The 14140-nt window shown below is 53.1% G+C and carries 10 protein-coding genes; 7 read left to right on the top strand and 3 right to left on the bottom strand.

The window, feature by feature from the left end:
- Positions 1-81: 81 nt before the first annotated feature.
- From N7E69_RS03835 to N7E69_RS03860, 6 genes are read left to right on the top strand one after another with little or no spacing between them, the layout of a single operon-like run.
- On the top strand, positions 82-2778 hold the full coding sequence (locus N7E69_RS03835; protein WP_071591183.1) for a fimbrial biogenesis outer membrane usher protein: 2697 nt from the start codon (positions 82-84) through the stop codon (positions 2776-2778).
- A gap of 12 nt (positions 2779-2790) precedes the next feature.
- Positions 2791-3564 (top strand): fimbria/pilus periplasmic chaperone, encoded by a 774-nt coding sequence (locus tag N7E69_RS03840; RefSeq protein ID WP_001044459.1) that lies wholly within the window; start codon positions 2791-2793, stop codon positions 3562-3564.
- A 19-nt stretch (positions 3565-3583) separates the two neighbouring features.
- On the top strand, positions 3584-4090 hold the full coding sequence (locus tag N7E69_RS03845; RefSeq protein ID WP_000178270.1) for a fimbrial protein: 507 nt from the start codon (positions 3584-3586) through the stop codon (positions 4088-4090).
- A gap of 14 nt (positions 4091-4104) precedes the next feature.
- Positions 4105-4575: a fimbrial protein gene (locus tag N7E69_RS03850; protein ID WP_000832393.1), complete on the top strand. Its 471-nt coding sequence runs from the start codon at positions 4105-4107 to the stop codon at positions 4573-4575.
- Entirely contained in the window at positions 4572-5108 is a 537-nt protein-coding gene (locus N7E69_RS03855) for a fimbrial protein (RefSeq protein WP_001079646.1), read from the top strand. Before N7E69_RS03850 ends, N7E69_RS03855 begins: the two co-directional genes overlap by 4 nt.
- Positions 5109-5162: 54 nt before the next feature.
- Positions 5163-6194: a hypothetical protein gene (locus N7E69_RS03860; protein WP_001072353.1), complete on the top strand. Its 1032-nt coding sequence runs from the start codon at positions 5163-5165 to the stop codon at positions 6192-6194.
- Positions 6195-6543: 349 nt separating this feature from the next.
- On the opposite strand, the gene relA is transcribed toward N7E69_RS03860, so the two are convergent.
- Both relA and rlmD read right to left on the bottom strand, forming a co-directional pair.
- The gene (gene relA, locus N7E69_RS03865; RefSeq protein ID WP_000226838.1) at positions 6544-8778 is read right to left on the bottom strand and encodes a GTP diphosphokinase; all 2235 of its coding nucleotides are present in this window, start codon (positions 8776-8778) and stop codon (positions 6544-6546) included.
- Positions 8779-8829: 51 nt separating this feature from the next.
- A complete protein-coding gene (rlmD, locus tag N7E69_RS03870; RefSeq protein WP_000046850.1) occupies positions 8830-10125 on the bottom strand; it encodes a 23S rRNA (uracil(1939)-C(5))-methyltransferase RlmD in 1296 nt (431 codons plus the stop codon).
- A gap of 57 nt (positions 10126-10182) precedes the next feature.
- On the opposite strand from rlmD, the gene barA reads away from it, so the two are divergent.
- On the top strand, positions 10183-12939 hold the full coding sequence (gene barA, locus N7E69_RS03875; protein ID WP_000186394.1) for a two-component sensor histidine kinase BarA: 2757 nt from the start codon (positions 10183-10185) through the stop codon (positions 12937-12939).
- A gap of 43 nt (positions 12940-12982) precedes the next feature.
- Here the strand turns inward: barA and N7E69_RS03880 are convergent, their stop codons facing one another.
- On the bottom strand, positions 12983-14125 hold the full coding sequence (locus N7E69_RS03880; RefSeq protein ID WP_000706485.1) for a glycerate kinase: 1143 nt from the start codon (positions 14123-14125) through the stop codon (positions 12983-12985).
- Positions 14126-14140 lie beyond the last annotated feature (15 nt).

Here is a 14140-nt window from a genome sequence, read left to right on the forward strand (position 1 = left end):
TCAGTTAACAGAGTCACGACGATAATACCCTGCCGCTTTAGGTAGGGTATTCCTGTTGAGTTTTATTGCGGAATATATTTGATGAATAACACATGGAAAAGTGTTCTTTGCCCAATAGCGTGCGGAGTGGGAATGCTTCTAAGCCTCTCCCCTTATAGCGCGTCAGGCAAAGACATCGAATTTAATACCGATTTCCTCGATGTAAAAAATCGCGATAACGTTAACATTGCACAGTTTTCTCGTAAGGGTTTTATTCTGCCAGGCGTCTACCTTTTACAAATTAAAATTAACGGACAGACTCTGCCGCAGGAATTTCCTGTTAACTGGGTTATTCCAGAACATGATCCACAAGGAAGTGAGGTTTGCGCAGAACCAGAATTAGTTACGCAATTGGGTATAAAGCCGGAACTCGCGGAAAAACTCGTCTGGATAACGCACGGTGAACGACAATGTCTGGCGCCAGATTCACTGAAAGGCATGGATTTTCAGGCTGACCTGGGACACTCCACGCTGCTGGTGAATTTACCCCAGGCGTATATGGAATACAGCGATGTCGACTGGGACCCGCCCGCCCGCTGGGATAATGGTATTCCCGGCATCATTCTGGATTACAACATTAATAATCAGCTCCGCCACGATCAAGAAAGCGGCAGCGAAGAGCAAAGCATCAGCGGCAACGGGACGTTAGGCGCGAACCTGGGCGCATGGCGACTGCGGGCCGACTGGCAGGCCAGCTACGACCATCGTGACGATGACGAGAACACTTCCACCCTCCACGATCAGAGCTGGAGCCGCTACTACGCCTATCGCGCACTACCGACGCTCGGGGCCAAACTTACGCTGGGCGAAAGCTATCTCCAGTCCGATGTTTTCGACAGCTTTAACTATATCGGTGCCAGCGTCGTTTCTGACGATCAGATGCTGCCGCCGAAACTGCGCGGCTATGCGCCGGAGATCGTGGGCATTGCGCGCTCTAATGCCAAAGTCAAAGTCTCCTGGCAGGGGCGCGTACTGTATGAAACGCAGGTGCCCGCAGGACCGTTCCGTATTCAGGATCTCAACCAGTCCGTTTCCGGTACGTTGCACGTCACCGTGGAAGAGCAGAACGGTCAGACCCAGGAGTTTGACGTTAACACCGCATCGGTTCCCTTCCTGACGCGCCCCGGCATGGTGCGCTACAAGATGGCGCTGGGCCGCCCGCAGGACTGGGATCATCACCCCATTACCGGCACATTCGCCTCGGCGGAAGCTTCGTGGGGGGTCACCAACGGCTGGTCGCTCTATGGCGGCGCAATTGGAGAAAGCAACTATCAGGCCGTGGCGCTGGGAAGCGGTAAGGATCTTGGCGTGGTGGGCGCGGTGGCGGTCGACATTACGCACTCCATCGCCCACATGCCGCAAGACGACGGGTTTGACGGCGAAACGCTGCAGGGTAACTCATATCGCATCAGCTACTCCCGTGACTTTGATGAAATCGACAGCCGACTAACCTTTGCCGGATACCGCTTCTCAGAAAAGAACTTTATGAGCATGAGCGACTATCTGGATGCGAAAACCTATCATCATCTCAATGCCGGTCACGAAAAAGAACGCTATACGGTCACCTATAACCAGAACTTCCGTGAACAGGGCATGAGCGCCTATTTCAGCTACTCACGCAGTACCTTCTGGGACAGCCCGGATCAGAGTAACTATAACCTGTCTCTTTCCTGGTACTTCGACTTAGGGTCGATAAAAAATCTCAGTGCGTCGCTGAACGGCTATCGCAGCGAATATAACGGTGATAAAGATGATGGCGTTTATATCTCGCTGTCTGTTCCCTGGGGCAATGATTCCATCAGCTACAACGGTACGTTTAACGGTAGTCAACACCGTAATCAGCTCGGCTATTCCGGCCACAGCCAGAACGGCGATAACTGGCAGCTTCACGTCGGGCAGGATGAACAAGGCGCACAGGCAGACGGTTATTACAGCCATCAGGGCGCGCTGACGGACATCGATCTGAGCGCGGATTATGAAGAAGGATCGTACCGTTCGCTGGGCATGTCGCTGCGCGGCGGCATGACGCTGACCACCCAGGGCGGCGCGCTACACCGGGGAAGTTTAGCGGGCAGCACACGTTTGCTGGTTGATACCGACGGCATTGCGGACGTCCCCGTTAGCGGTAACGGCTCGCCAACCTCAACCAACATTTTCGGCAAGGCCGTGATTGCGGATGTCGGAAGCTATTCGCGCAGCCTGGCGCGTATCGATCTGAACAAATTGCCGGAGAAGGCGGAAGCTACTAAGTCGGTTGTGCAGATCACGCTCACCGAAGGCGCCATCGGCTACCGTCACTTTGACGTGGTCAGCGGCGAGAAAATGATGGCGGTTTTCCGGCTGGCAGACGGCGACTTCCCACCGTTCGGCGCCGAAGTGAAAAACGAGCGCCAGCAGCAGTTGAGCCTGGTGGCCGATGACGGCAACGCCTGGCTGGCGGGCGTAAAAGCCGGGGAAACATTGAAAGTCTTCTGGGATGGCGCGGCGCAGTGTGAAGCATCACTACCGTCCACGTTTACACCGGAGCTATTGGCCAACGCGCTATTGCTGCCGTGCAAAATGCTGGAAGGTCAGCCCCCCACCGCACCGCAGAAAAGTTCTCCGCTGCCTGCGCAACCGCTAATCCAGGAACATACGCAAACCGATGGCCAACCGGCCGCGCCGGTGGCGACAACCACTCAAACCCCGCCCATACCGCTGGCTGACAACCATGCGGTGAATCGCAAGGATATGGAATAAAGGGAACCTGTAATGAACAAGACCAACCATTTTAAGCGCCAGGCGCTTATCGCTTCGGTATTACTGGCTGCGCCGCTGGTATCGCACAGCGCGATTGTGCCGGATCGTACCCGCGTTATTTTTAACGGCAATGAAAATTCAATCACCGTCACGCTGAAAAACGGCAACGCCACTCTGCCCTACCTCGCACAGGCGTGGCTGGAAGACGATAAGTTCGCCAAAGATACCCGCTATTTTACCGCCCTGCCGCCGCTGCAGCGTATTGAGCCAAAATCCGACGGGCAGGTTAAAGTCCAGCCGTTACCAGCCGCGGCTAGCCTACCGCAGGACCGGGAAAGTCTGTTTTATTTCAACGTGCGGGAAATTCCGCCGAAAAGCGATAAGCCTAATACGCTCCAGCTGGCGCTGCAAACGCGTATTAAGTTTTTCTACCGCCCGGTAGCCGTCGCCCGGCAGGTGGATAAGACGCACCCGTGGCAGACGAAGCTCACGCTGACCTACCAGGGCGATGGTGTGATCTTCGACAACCCCACACCGTTTTACCTCGTCATCAGCAATGCCGGTAGCAAAGAGAACGAAACCGCCTCCGGCTTTAAAAACCTGCTGATTGCCCCGCGTGAAAAAGTGACCTCTCCCATCAAAGGTGCCTCGCTCGGCAGCTCGCCGGTGGTGGGCTACGTCGATGATTACGGCGGCCATCGCCTGCTGGTTTTTACCTGCTCAGGGAATACCTGCAAGGTCAATGAGGAAAAAACCCGTGACGCTGAGAAGAAAGCGAATAAGTAATCCTGTGCGAAAGAGATCTATGACGATGTTGACTCGCTGGAAAATGCTGGTGCTGCTGTGCGGTGGATTCGTTACCGGCACCGAGGCTGCCGGCACAAAAACCGTGCAACTGGAGCTGCATCTGGTCGTCACTCAACCACCGCCCTGTACGGTAGGCGGCGCTTCCGTAGAGTTTGGCGATGTCCTGACCACCAAAGTTGGCGATGCTTCTCAAACGAAACCTGTGGGCTACAGCCTGAACTGCGATGGCAGAGCGAGTGACTATCTGAAGCTACAAATTCAGGGAACCACCACCACCATCAGCGGGGAGCAGGTTCTGCAAACTTCGGTGCAGGGGTTAGGCATCCGTATTCAGCAGGCGGGCAATAAGCAACTGGTTCCGGTTGGCATAACGGATTGGCTGAACTTCACCCTGAGCGGCAGCAATGGGCCAGAGCTGGAAGCCGTACCGGTTAAAGAGCCCACCACGCAGTTAGCGGGTGGCGATTTTAACGCCAGTGCGACGTTAGTCGTGGATTACCAGTGATGGAGAGATTCATAGTGAAAAGGGTGCTTATCCTGACGCTTTTAATCACCCAGTTTGCCTGCGCCGACAATTTGACCTTTCACGGCAAACTGATAAACCCGCCCGCCTGTACTATCAATAACGGTGAAATGCTGGAGGTCAGTTTTGGTAGCGTCATTATTGATAATATTGACGGCGTCAATTACCTGACCGAGATCCCGTGGACCCTTACCTGCGACAGCAGCTTTCGCGATGACGCATTAACTTTTACGTTGAGCTATCTGGGCACGGCGACGCCTTACTCCGCAAAAGCCTTAACCACCAGCGTCCCTGAGCTGGGCATTGAACTTCAACAGAACGGCACGGTGTTTCCTCCCGGCACGTCGCTAACCATCAATGAGTCATCGCTTCCCACACTAAAAGCCGTGCCGGTAAAACAGCCCGGTAAAGAGCCTGCCGAAGGCGATTTTGAGGCTTTTGCCACGTTACAGGTGGATTACCAATGAACCGTATTTTTCAAACTGCCGGGCATTTGATCGGAGGCGTAATGTTATGGGCGGTTTGCAATACGCTACCTGCCGCCACGCCTAATGTGCACTACAGCGGTAAGCTGGTTGCCGGCGCCTGTAACCTGGTAGTGGATAATGACACGATGGCGACGGTGGATTTTCATACTATTGGCAGTGACAATTTCGACGCCAGCGGGCAAACGACTCCTGTTCCATTCACACTTAGCCTCCAGGATTGCAAAACAGCGCTAGCCAACGGCGTGCTGGTGACCTTTCAGGGCGTTGAAGACAGTACCCTGCCCGGACTGCTGGCGCTGGAGCCCTCGTCGGAAGCCAGTGGTTTTGCGATTGGCGTGGAAACGGCTGCACAGCAACCAGTGAGTATCAATGCAACAGTGGGTACAGCTTTTGTGCTGAAAGAAGGGATTACCACCATCAACTTGCAGGCCAGGCTGCAAAAATACGCTGGTGAAGAGGTTATGCCGGGGGAATTTTCGGGTAGCGCAACAGTGAGTTTTGAATATCAGTAACTTCTCAAGTTATATACTCATTTCTAATATTTTATTTAAATAATGGAAATTTAAATGAATCAAAAAGTATTATTTTTTCTAAGTATAATTGCATATCCTGGGATAACTCAGGCCATTAACCAAAATGTAATGATTGAACCATTAGTAATACGTGACTCAACAAATTATTTAGTACTACCTCAGGCTCAACAGGCTGAATTCTCACAATGCAAAAGCTGGCCGCATGATAGCACTGTTATTCCAGCAAAATATGAGGCAACCCTGCTTAATGGAAGTCTCATATCTATGTTTATTGGTGGCATAACAGTTAATTTATATACAACAGCAGATGTCAAAGTTAATACAGATGCCCAGTGTACATTACTCAATGGTAATTTTCCTGGTTATTACGGCATAACATGCTTTGTTACTGGTTATGACACAGACAAAGCTGTACCTGTAAGGACAGATAATGGCATGTCAATTATCGAAAGTAAATTATATGCTACAGGAACAATGAGATATATAACAGAGATCCCGATGGATGGCAGTGGCTTTCAGGGTATGGCGATTGGTGGTGCAGTAGTAATTAATACAGGCGCAATAACACCAACCCCTAATACGGGTGTTATTTCTAACATAACAATGCCACCACTATATGATCCCGGGTTTATTTTTACGGTACCTGGATGCGGTCAATACAAATATCATTCTGGGACAGGTTCTGTTTTTACGAATAACAATTCAACTTATACGGTTGCATCGCCGATTGGTTTCATAACTGCGTCTTTGGATAAGAACTCCGTGTTAAATTATAATGAACTTCATTATAACGATAAGGCAGAAAATATAGAACTAGGGAAAATTTATTTGATGTATAAGGAGAAAAATGTCACGTGGGGTGAAGGATTCGATTATACATTGGAAAATAGCACGATCAATGTAGTTTGTGCTGATAGCAGGATTAAAACAAATGTAGATTATCAATGTAGGAATGGTGATATGGGGGCATGCAACAATGGCGAACTGGGAAGAATAATCGGCAACTGGGAACGAATAAACGTTGATACTAATTGCAGCGTGACAGTTATTTTGCCCTGGCAATAGTATTTTTCTTAATAGATCTGAGTTTACGATTGCATACTTTTATACTCATATACCCTAAATAATTCGAGTTGCAGGCAGGCGGCGACGCAGTGACAAATTCGTCTGATACGAATTTGAACAGCCGAAGGCTGCCTGCGGTGGGGGACAAGGATGTCCCCCATCAATCCCCGGGGCTTACGCTGGTCAGTGACTGGGGGGAGCGAGGACAAATTGGCAAGGCCGATGTGAACGCCACTTACGGCGGCCCTTTAGGGCGAGGCCCGGAGAGCCGGGCCATGCCAACACACAGGCAACGTAAAGTATAACGGGTAGATATATCAGACTACTTTGTAGATAATAACGTTTCACTTTACCCCCCGTGCAGTCGCCGTGCATCAATCACATCCGGCACCTGGTTCAGCTTACCGAGCACGCGGCCCAGCACCTGCAGGTTGTAGATCTCGATGGTCATATCAATGGTGGCGATCTGCTGTTTAATGTCGCTGCGGCTGGCGACGCCCAGCACGTTGACTTTTTCGTTAGCCAGAATAGTGGTGATATCGCGCAGCAAGCCGCTGCGATCGTTGGCCTGGACGCGCACCACCAGCGAATATCCCGCCGAGTAGCTTTCGCCCCATACCGCCTCTACGATCCGCTCCGGCGCATGGGAGCGCAGTTCCGCCAGCTGTTCGCAGTCGGCCCGGTGCACGGAAATTCCCCGCCCCTGAGTAATGAAGCCGACAATTTCATCGCCAGGAATCGGCTGGCAGCAGCGGGCAATGTGGTGCATCAGGTTACCAACCCCTTCCACCACCACGCGCCCGTCGTCTTTACGACGATTTTGCGGCGCGTATGTTTTTTGCTGAAGCTGTTTCAGCGCCGCTGCATCCTGCTCCTCCGCACTCGGCTTATTGAACTGCGATTGCAGAAAATTCACCATCTGATTAAGACGGATATCGCCGCCGCCTATCGCCGCCAGCAACTCTTCCAGCTCATTAAAGTTGTAGCGCGGCAGCAGATGTTTTTCGGCCTCTTTCAGGCTAATCCCCAAATGCGCCAGCTCATCGTCGAGGATCTGCCGTCCAGCCTGGATATTTTTGTCACGATCCTGCTTGCGGAACCAGGCGTGAATTTTCGAGCGTCCGCGGCTGGTCGTCACATAGCCCAGGTTTGGATTCAGCCAGTCGCGGCTGGGATTCGGCTGCTTCTGAGTGATAATTTCAATTTGATCACCCATCTGCAACTGATAGGTGAATGGCACAATACGGCCGCCGATTTTAGCGCCAATGCAGCGGTGCCCAACATCGCTGTGGATGTGGTAAGCAAAATCGAGCGGCGTAGATCCGGCAGGCAAGTCAACCACGTCGCCTTTTGGCGTAAAAACGTAGACCCGATCGTCAAACACCTGGCTGCGCACTTCATCCAGCATTTCGCCGGAATCGGCCATCTCTTCCTGCCAGGCGATCAGCTTACGCAGCCACGCAATTCTGTCTTCATGACCGGAGCGCACGCCGCCGGACGCGGCGCCTTCTTTATACTTCCAGTGTGCCGCCACGCCCAGTTCGGCGTCTTCATGCATCTGTTTGGTACGGATCTGGATCTCAACGGTTTTACCGCCCGGTCCCAGGACCACGGTGTGGATAGACTGGTAACCGTTCGGTTTCGGGTTAGCGACATAATCATCGAATTCATCCGGCAGGTGACGATAGTGCGTATGCACTATCCCCAACGCGGCGTAGCAGTCCTGCAGACGTTCAGCGACAATACGCACGGCGCGCACGTCAAAGAGTTCATCAAACGCCAGATGCTTTTTCTGCATTTTGCGCCAGATGCTATAAATATGTTTTGGTCGTCCGTAGACCTCCGCCTGCACGCCTTCGTTTTTCATTTCGGCGCGCAGATGTCCAACAAACTCTTCGATGTAATGTTCGCGATCGAGACGGCGCTCATGCAGCAGTTTGGCGATGCGTTTGTATTCCGCCGGATGCAGGTAGCGGAAACAGTAGTCTTCCAGTTCCCACTTCAGTTGCCCGATGCCCAGACGATTAGCGAGCGGCGCATAGATGTTGGTACATTCTTTCGCCGCCAGCACGCGCTCATCTTCCGGCGCCTCTTTCACTTCGCGCAAATGAGCGATTCGCTCGGCCAGTTTGATCACCACGCAGCGGAAATCATCCACCATCGCCAATAACATTCGACGGACGTTATCAACCTGCTCCGAAGAAACAGAGTCGTTATGAGTGGCGTTTAGCTGACGGATCGCCGCCATATCGCGCACGCCATGAATCAGGGTAACGATAGATTTGCCGACGCTTTCGCGCAGTACATCTTCGCTGACTACGTTGGCGTCGGCCAGAGGGAACAGTAGCGCCGCCCGCAGCGTGTCGATATCCATACTCAGCGTGGAAAGAATTTCTACCATCTCCACGCCACGCCACAGCAACAGATCCGCATCCGGATGTCCTTGTGTCTGTTGCAGGCAATACGCCCAGGTTTCGGCTAAGCGCTCACACGACTGCTGGCTGGAAATTCCCAGGCTTGCGATCCACTTCTTCGGATCAAATTCACCAGCTTTATTAATATGTGCACTTCTTACCGCGACCATCGTCCTCTCCTTAAGGGACCAGGCCTACCGAAGTCGGTAAGCCGGTAATCATTACATGCGCTCGAACAGAACCATTGATTCCAGATGTCCTGTGTGCGGGAACATGTCGAGCATCGCTAAACGCGTAACCTCATATCCCGCATTGACCAGCGCTTCACTATCGCGCGCCAGCGTCGCCGGGTTACAGGATACATAAACAATGCGAATAGGTTTTAATTTTATAATATGTCGCATCACTCCTGTAGCCCCCGCACGCGCAGGATCGAGTAAGACTTTGTCAAAGCCGTTTTTCGCCCACGGCTGCTTCGTGACCTCTTCCTCCAGGTTCTCATGGAAGAATGTCACATTATGTAAACCATTGCGGATGGCGTTTTCACGGCCTTTTTCTACCAGCGCCGGAACGCCCTCAACCCCAATCACGCTTGCCGCGCGCGTTGCCAGCGGCAGCGTAAAATTCCCCATTCCGCAGAACAGATCCAGGACACGATCCTCGGCGCGCACATCAAGCCACTCCAGCGCGCGGGCGACCATTTGCTGGTTTACCGCCTCATTAACCTGAATAAAGTCTCGCGGACTGAAGGCTAAACGTAAGCCGTGCGAATCATACCAGGGCGCTTCGCCAGATACCGTTTCCAGTATCTCGCTAAACGGCGCCAGAAACAGAGACAATCCCTCAGAATGCGAAAAGCGTTCCAGTTTTTCTTTATCCGCCGCACTTAATGGCGCGGTATGGCGCAGAATCATCAGCGTACCGCTTCCCGCCTGTACCAGCTCAACATGCCCAAGATGTCGGGTGCCGTGTAAACTCGCCAGACACGCCCTGATTCGGGGCAGCAATGCTGCAAGCTGGGGCGCCAAAACAGGGCACTGTTCGACATTGACGATATCGCTGGAACCCGCTTTGCGAAATCCCATTTGCAGCGGTTTATCCGGCGGGCAATTCAGACTTAACCGCGCACGACGCCGATAACCCCAGGGCGCGCCGGCGATGATGTCATTCACCTCGTGTTTCATCAAACGCGCCAGCGCCGCGCTTTTGCTGCGTTGTTGCAGGGCGATGCTGACATGCTGTTGCTGACAACCGCCGCAGACGCCAAAATGCGGGCAGCGCGGCGTTTCTCGTTCCGGGCTATCATTCAAACGGCGCGAAACGCGTGCGCGGGCAAATTGCTTTTTATCTTCTGTAATAATGACTTCTGCGCTTTCCTCAGGCAATAAACCGGGGATAAACAGCGCTTTTCCGTTATGACGGGCTACGCCCTGACCAAATGAATCGAGGTCATTGACTTTAACGGTTATGATCTGACGCGTCGTCACGCGCCGTTTTGCAGAGTAGAATTGCGCCATCGACCAGCTTTTTCTCAATTTAACAGTGTGACCCTAATTGTCCCATAACGGAACTCCATGACCAACTACAGCCTGCGCGCACGCATGATGATTCTGATCCTGGCCCCGACCGTCCTGATAGGTTTGCTGCTCAGTATCTTTTTTGTAGTGCACCGCTATAACGACCTGCAGCGTCAACTGGAAGATGCCGGCGCCAGTATTATTGAACCGCTCGCCGTCTCCAGCGAATATGGTATGAACTTACAAAACCGAGAGTCTATCGGCCAACTTATCAGCGTCCTGCACCGCAGACACTCTGATATTGTGCGGGCAATTTCCGTTTATGACGATCATAACCGCCTGTTTGTAACGTCTAATTTCCATCTGGACCCCTCACAGATGCAGCTTCCCGCCGGAGCGCCGTTTCCACGTCGTCTGAGCGTCGATCGCCACGGCGATATTATGATTCTGCGCACCCCGATTATCTCGGAGAGCTATTCGCCGGACGAGTCAGCGATTGCCGACGCAAAAAATACCAAAAATATGCTGGGGTATGTGGCGCTTGAACTGGATCTCAAGTCGGTCAGGCTACAGCAATACAAAGAGATTTTTATCTCCAGCGTGATGATGCTTTTTTGTATTGGCATTGCGCTGATCTTTGGCTGGCGGCTTATGCGCGATGTCACCGGGCCTATCCGTAATATGGTGAATACCGTTGACCGCATTCGCCGCGGACAACTGGATAGCCGGGTGGAAGGATTTATGCTGGGCGAGCTGGACATGCTGAAAAACGGCATTAATTCCATGGCGATGTCGCTTGCCGCCTATCACGAAGAGATGCAGCATAATATCGATCAGGCCACCTCGGACCTGCGTGAAACCCTTGAGCAGATGGAAATCCAAAACGTTGAGCTGGATCTGGCGAAAAAGCGCGCCCAGGAAGCGGCGCGTATTAAGTCGGAGTTCCTGGCAAACATGTCGCACGAACTGCGAACGCCGCTGAACGGCGTCATTGGCTTTACCCGCCTGACATTAAAAACGGAGCTGAACCCCACCCAGCGCGACCATCTGAACACCATTGAGCGTTCCGCGAATAATCTGCTGGCGATCATTAATGACGTGCTTGATTTCTCCAAGCTGGAAGCCGGTAAGCTCATTCTGGAAAGTATCCCTTTTCCACTGCGCAACACGCTGGATGAAGTGGTTACGCTGCTGGCTCACTCGTCGCATGATAAAGGGCTGGAGTTGACGTTAAATATTAAAAACGACGTCCCGGATAATGTGATTGGCGACCCGCTGCGCCTGCAACAGGTCATTACTAATCTGGTGGGCAATGCCATTAAGTTCACCGAGAGTGGCAATATCGATATTCTGGTAGAAAAGCGGGCGCTCAGTAACACCAAAGTACAGATTGAAGTGCAGATCCGCGATACGGGGATCGGCATTCCGGAACGCGACCAGTCTCGACTGTTTCAGGCGTTTCGCCAGGCCGATGCCAGTATTTCTCGCCGTCACGGCGGCACCGGGCTTGGGCTGGTGATTACGCAAAAGCTGGTCAACGAAATGGGCGGGGATATCTCTTTCCACAGCCAGCCTAATCGCGGCTCGACCTTCTGGTTTCATATTCATCTTGATCTTAACCCAAATGTCATTATTGACGGGCCGTCGACCGCGTGTCTGGCCGGGAAACGACTGGCTTATATCGAACCGAATGCTACCGCCGCGCAATGTACCCTGGATCTGCTGAGCGACACGCCGGTGGAAGTGGTTTACAGCCCGACCTTCTCCGCGCTGCCGTTAGCGCACTACGATATTATGATTTTGAGCGTTCCGGTGACCTTCCGCGAGCCGCTCACCATGCAGCATGAACGTCTGGCGAAAGCAGCGTCAATGACGGACTTTCTACTGCTGGCGCTACCTTGCCATGCGCAAATTAACGCCGAAAAGCTGAAACAAGGAGGCGCGGCGGCCTGTCTGTTAAAACCATTGACGTCAACGCGCCTGTTGCCAGCGCTGACGGAATATTGCCAGTTGAATCACCATCCTGAACCGCTGCTAATGGATACCAGTAAAATCACCATGACGGTTATGGCGGTTGATGATAATCCCGCTAATCTGAAGCTTATCGGCGCGTTACTGGAAGATAAAGTCCAGCACGTAGAACTTTGTGATAGCGGACATCAGGCGGTGGATCGGGCGAAACAAATGCAGTTTGATCTGATTTTGATGGATATTCAGATGCCGGATATGGACGGCATACGCGCCTGCGAATTGATTCACCAGCTTCCTCATCAGCAGCAAACACCGGTTATTGCCGTTACGGCACATGCGATGGCCGGGCAAAAAGAGAAATTGCTCAGCGCGGGCATGAACGACTATCTGGCTAAACCGATAGAAGAAGAGAAGTTGCATAATCTGTTGCTGCGCTATAAACCTGGCGCCAACGTAGCAGCGCGCCTGATGGCGCCGGAACCGGCTGAGTTTATCTTCAATCCGAATGCAACGCTCGACTGGCAGCTTGCGCTCCGCCAGGCTGCCGGTAAGCCCGATCTGGCACGGGATATGCTGCAAATGCTGATTGATTTTCTGCCGGAAGTGCGCAACAAAATTGAAGAACAACTGGTGGGAGAAAATCCCAACGGTTTGGTCGATCTGGTCCATAAGCTACACGGGAGCTGCGGCTATAGCGGCGTACCGCGGATGAAGAACCTTTGCCAGCTTATTGAGCAACAGCTTCGCAGCGGCGTCCACGAAGAGGAGCTGGAGCCTGAGTTTCTGGAGCTGCTGGATGAGATGGATAATGTCGCGCGTGAAGCGAAGAAGATATTAGGCTGATATTCGCCGGATGGCGGCGTGACCGCCTTATCCGGCCTACAACTCAGCGTAATTGTTGCCCCGCTTTCAGCGTTGCAGCCACGTTGCGCGCGGTCATTCGTACGTTTTCACTCGCATTCTTCAGCGCGTCCTCCAGCGTGCAGATGGTATAAATCACGCTGAAAACGGCATCAAGCCCATGTTCATGAACCACGCCAACGTCCTCCGTCAGGCTACCCGCAATACCAATTACCGGCTTGTTATACCGTTTGGCGATGTTTGCCACGCCAATAGGGACTTTACCGTGAATGGTCTGGCTGTCGATGCGTCCCTCGCCGGTGATGACTAAATCAGCATCCGCAAGACACGCTTCCAGATGAAGCGCATCGGTGACAATCTCAATGCCACGCCGTAGCTGCGCGCCGCAAAACGCGTATAACGCCGCCCCCATGCCGCCTGCCGCGCCGCCGCCTGCCAGATCCAACACATCGACATGCAGATCGCGAGCAATCAAATGCGCATAGCGAGTCAATGCCGTCTCCAGGCGTTCAATCATTTCCGGCGTCGCCCCTTTTTGCGGACCAAAAACCGCAGACGCGCCCTCTTTGCCGGTAAGGGGATTCGTGACATCGCAGGCGACCTCTATATGGCACGCCGACAAACGCTTATCCAGGCCGCTGATATCAATGCTGGCGAGTGTTTCCAGCCCAATGCCGCCTTGCGCAATATCATTGCCCTGCGCATCCCGTAGCCTGGCCCCCAGCGCCTGTACCATCCCCGCGCCGCCATCGTTGGTGGCGCTACCGCCGATACCAATAATGATATGCTCAACGCCCGCATCCAGCGCATGACGGATCAGCTCGCCGGTTCCCCATGACGTGGTCTTCAACGGATCGCGTTGCGCGGGCGGCACCTGCTCCAGCCCGCTGGCGGCCGCCATTTCAATGAATGCGGAACGCGCATCGCCGGAAAGCCCATAAAACGCATTGACGCGATGCCCCAACGGCCCGGTGACCTCAACATGCACGATTCGACCCGCCGTCGCTTCAACCATCGCTTCGACAGTACCCTCTCCGCCATCAGCCAGCGGCAATTTCAGGTAATCGGCGTCAGGCCAGATCTCGCGAAATCCTTGTTCAATGGCGGTCGCTACCTCAAGAGCACTCAAACTTTCCTTATACGAGTCTGGTGCGATCACTATTTTCATAAGTCGTCCTTACGC

Origin of the sequence: Salmonella sp. 3C, assembly GCF_025426275.1 — a bacterium.
In the GTDB taxonomy this organism is placed as follows: Bacteria; Pseudomonadota; Gammaproteobacteria; order Enterobacterales; family Enterobacteriaceae; genus Salmonella; species Salmonella enterica.

Excerpts from the sequence above, each read along its gene's own strand:
- N7E69_RS03835 (WP_071591183.1), top strand. The coding sequence starts at position 82 with ATGAATAACACATGGAAAAGTGTTCTTTGCCCAATAGCGTGCGGAGTG.
- N7E69_RS03840 (WP_001044459.1), top strand. The coding sequence starts at position 2,791 with ATGAACAAGACCAACCATTTTAAGCGCCAGGCGCTTATCGCTTCGGTA.
- N7E69_RS03845 (WP_000178270.1), top strand. The coding sequence starts at position 3,584 with ATGACGATGTTGACTCGCTGGAAAATGCTGGTGCTGCTGTGCGGTGGA.
- N7E69_RS03855 (WP_001079646.1), top strand. The coding sequence starts at position 4,572 with ATGAACCGTATTTTTCAAACTGCCGGGCATTTGATCGGAGGCGTAATG.
- N7E69_RS03860 (WP_001072353.1), top strand. The coding sequence starts at position 5,163 with ATGAATCAAAAAGTATTATTTTTTCTAAGTATAATTGCATATCCTGGG.
- relA (WP_000226838.1), bottom strand. The coding sequence starts at position 8,778 with ATGGTCGCGGTAAGAAGTGCACATATTAATAAAGCTGGTGAATTTGAT.
- rlmD (WP_000046850.1), bottom strand. The coding sequence starts at position 10,125 with ATGGCGCAATTCTACTCTGCAAAACGGCGCGTGACGACGCGTCAGATC.
- barA (WP_000186394.1), top strand. The coding sequence starts at position 10,183 with ATGACCAACTACAGCCTGCGCGCACGCATGATGATTCTGATCCTGGCC.
- N7E69_RS03880 (WP_000706485.1), bottom strand. The coding sequence starts at position 14,125 with ATGAAAATAGTGATCGCACCAGACTCGTATAAGGAAAGTTTGAGTGCT.